The organism is Pseudoneobacillus rhizosphaerae (genome assembly GCF_917563885.1).
GTDB lineage: Bacteria > Bacillota > Bacilli > Bacillales > Cytobacillaceae > Pseudoneobacillus > Pseudoneobacillus rhizosphaerae.
Window position 1 is genome coordinate 1 of sequence record NZ_CAKJTG010000059.1, and the last position, 3,330, is coordinate 3,330.

The 3,330-nt window shown below is 35.5% G+C and carries 4 protein-coding genes; 3 read left to right on the top strand and 1 reads right to left on the bottom strand.

The window, feature by feature from the left end; all coding sequences use genetic code 11:
• Window positions 1-195 (top strand): hypothetical protein (locus LRP83_RS23055; RefSeq protein WP_230499174.1); only part of this gene is annotated, 195 nt, incomplete at its 5' end.
• On the opposite strand, the gene LRP83_RS23060 is transcribed toward LRP83_RS23055, so the two are convergent.
• Window positions 192-539 carry a hypothetical protein gene (locus LRP83_RS23060; RefSeq protein ID WP_230499175.1) on the bottom strand — a complete coding sequence of 116 codons (348 nt, stop codon included), beginning with the start codon at window positions 537-539 and terminating at the stop codon, window positions 192-194. The two genes, LRP83_RS23055 and LRP83_RS23060, sit on opposite strands and share 4 nt — an antisense overlap.
• Before the next feature lie 387 nt (window positions 540-926).
• Here LRP83_RS23060 and LRP83_RS23065 point away from each other — a divergent pair, with 387 nt between their 5' ends.
• Together LRP83_RS23065 and hmpA are read left to right on the top strand one after the other, a co-directional pair.
• Window positions 927-1,142 carry a YppG family protein gene (locus LRP83_RS23065; protein WP_230499176.1) on the top strand — a complete coding sequence of 72 codons (216 nt, stop codon included), beginning with the start codon at window positions 927-929 and terminating at the stop codon, window positions 1,140-1,142.
• A gap of 271 nt (window positions 1,143-1,413) precedes the next feature.
• Window positions 1,414-2,655: an NO-inducible flavohemoprotein gene (gene hmpA / locus LRP83_RS23070; protein ID WP_230499177.1), complete on the top strand. Its 1,242-nt coding sequence runs from the start codon at window positions 1,414-1,416 to the stop codon at window positions 2,653-2,655.
• Window positions 2,656-3,330: the final 675 nt, after the last annotated feature.

The window sequence follows — 3,330 nt, forward strand, 5'->3', positions numbered from 1 at the left end:
GAAGGAAAGGGCATTGAACTTGCAGATAGACTTGCTTCTTTAGATATATCGATTGCAACATCTGTTCCTATCGGTAGGGGTGTTATGCCAATCCCGTTGCTTCAAAAGCAAGGTGTTAATGACTTACAATGGAGAAATCCCTATGCTAATAAAAGTATAGGGATTTCTTTATTTTTATATTATCAATTAGACTAAAAAGTGGAATGAAAAATTCCCCCTCGTAGATATAGGGGGATATAGATCTCCTTTAATTTATCTGTAGAATAAGAATCATTTGATTTATCTATTCCGACCTCTATTGCGGTCTCTATCGCGGCCTCTATTGCGGTCTCTATCGCGGTCTCTATCGCGGTCTCTATTGCGGTCTCTATTGCGGTCTCTATCGCGGTCATTATTGCGGTCATTATTGCGGTCATTATCGCGGTCTCTGTCACGGTCTCTATTGCGGTCATTATTGCGGTCATTATCGCGGTCTCTGTCGCGGTCTCTGTCACAGTGTCTATCGCGGTCTCTATCGCAATCTCTATTGCAGTTTCCAAACGCTAAATCGTCCCAGAACGTCATAATTTTCACCCCCTTAGTTTGTATACAAATAAACTATTCAAAATAGAGAAAATAGCTTGTGCTAACTTAACCATAAAGTGAAAAAATTAATACCTTGAATTGAATTTGGATCCTATGTTGCTAGAAGCTGTAAAGGGCATTATGTCCCTTGCACCGTTCTATTCACACTTTTATCAAAATAAAAATAAATTGGATTATCGCTGAATTCAAAGAATAATAGTGACATTTATCCAATCTAATTACATTTAGTTACATAACCTTAAGAGAGGATTAAATTTAGTGTTTCTTATTTTAGTGGATGCGTAGTAAATCGAATTACTAAAAATAGACCCATTATAACAATTAAAAGGAGGATTTTTCCAATGTTTTCCAGAAGACCACAACGACCAACACCCTCTATTTTTTCACTTGGCCCAGTACGAAAGCAAGACACCCCTAATTTCATGTCCCATTTTCGTACATCCGATGGGGACTTCGATCTAATAAAGATTACTGGAACTGCTCAACAGGTAATGGATATGTATAATCAAGTGCGTCCCTTCGTAAGTCCGGTAATTACAAGATTTTTAAAAAAATAACACATTTATATCCGTTTCCAAATTTCGTTAATAGAGATTTAAAGCTTGTAGACAAAGGCTAAAGAATTTAGCCGGTTTACAAGCTTTTTTTGTATTAATAAGCAAGACAAAAATTTATAAATCCTTTTTTGGAAACTATTAACGAGATCAATACTAATCGATAAAAGAGGTAAATTCATTAGTGGTATGTGATTTAAATCACTTATTCGGTTTTATATATATAATACAATCACTATGAGAATAGGGTTAACTATATAAAGGAGTGTTTTTCTTGTTAGATAAAAAGACGATAGACATTGTTAAATCAACAGTACCTGTTTTAGAAAAGCATGGAGAAGCCATTACTACTCGTTTCTATCAATTAATGTTTGGCAACCATCCTGAATTACTTCATATTTTTAATCATGCTAACCAAAAACAGAATAGACAACAAAAGGCTCTTGCAGGTGCTATCTATGCCGCGGCAATGTATATTGATAATCTTGAGGCCATTTTACCAGTAGTGAAACAAATTGCACATAAACATAGAAGCTTAGGAATTAAGCCAGAACATTATCCAATTGTTGGAGAACATCTGCTATTAGCGATTCAGGATGTTTTAGAAGAGGCTGCTACTCCTGAAATCATAGAGGCTTTGGGAAAGGCCTATGGTGTGATTGCTAGTGCCTTTATATCCGTGGAAGCTGAAATGTATGAAAAGGCATCCGGGCAAGAAGGTGGTTGGGACGGTTTCCGAAGCTTTGTAGTTGATCGTAAAGTAAAAGAAAGTGATGTCATTACTTCCTTCTACTTAAAACCAGAGGATGCTCAAAAAATTGCCGGTTTTCTCCCAGGTCAGTACATCAGCATTAAACTGGAAATAGAAGAGGAGGAATATACACATATCCGCCAATATAGTTTATCTGATGCACCTGGAAAAGGTTATTACCGTATTAGTGTAAAGAGAGAAGCCGATCAATCGAAGCCTGATGGAATCGTTTCCAACTATCTACATGAGATGGTAGAAGAAGGGTCCGTCCTAAAGGTAAGTGCTCCTGCAGGAGACTTTGTTCTGGATACCGACCGTAACACTCCAGTTGTATTATTAAGTGGTGGTGTTGGTCTAACTCCAATGATTAGCATGCTGAAAACAGTGGTTGAAATCCAGCCGGAACGCACCGTTATCTTTATTCATGCATCTCAAAATAGCCATGTACATGCATTAAGGGAAGAGGTTGACGCTTTATCATCACTAGAAAATGTTAATTCGTATGTTTTCTACGATTCACCTACCGCAGAAGACCGTAGTAACAATCGATTTAATGTAGAAGGATATATAACAAAGGATTGGCTTGAAAGAAATGTACCCGTTAAAAATGCAGACTTTTATTTCTGTGGTCCAGTGCCGTTTATGAAAGCAATCAATCGTTCCTTAAAGGATTTAGGAGTTAGTGATGAACAAATCCATTTCGAATTTTTTGGACCAAAGGACAGCCTGGAAGAACTAGAACAAAAAGAACTTGTTACCGTTTAAAATTCGGTGAATTTTCAAAAAGGATTCATAAATAACCGTTTCCTTTAAGGAATCGGTTATTTTTATTGAAAGAACACTAATTAATTATAAAAAAAGGTAAAATAAGAAGTGGAGGGTTAAAGTTTTCTTAAAGTGGATGGTCAAAATATTAGTTTTTATATTATAATGATTATTTAAATGAAATGGTCATTATTTTAAATCAAGGAGTACCTGGTTTAACTTTTTAACCTACCAATAAAGAGGTGCATGATGAATATATTAATTGCCTTAGTCATAATCATTTTATTAGCTTCTTTTGTAGTAACCCTATTAATAACTGGAAAAAGTGACAGTAATTATGGTAGTTCAACGAAAAGAAATGCAACAAACTTGACTTTAATATATGTTGTAGTTATTTTGATTTCTTTAATTGCTCTTGGAGTGTATATTAGATTTTTTGCTTAGTTATCTCAAAAAACCTATTGGTCGTGAGGACTCAATAGGTTTTTTGCTTATTGAAAATAGGATATGGCGAGTAAGGTTACAATAGTTAAAAAGTTCTTTTTATAGGGAATGTGATTACGGCCATAGGAATGTACCACCTGCGCCATCTTTTGTACCACACTCGGACAAAGAATTTACCAGGATGCGCCAACTCTTTACCAATTAAAACTCCTCCCAATACTATCATTGTAA

Coding starts and splice junctions, on each gene's coding strand:
- LRP83_RS23065 (WP_230499176.1), top strand. CDS start 927: ATGTTTTCCAGAAGACCACAACGACCAACACCCTCTATTTTTTCACTT.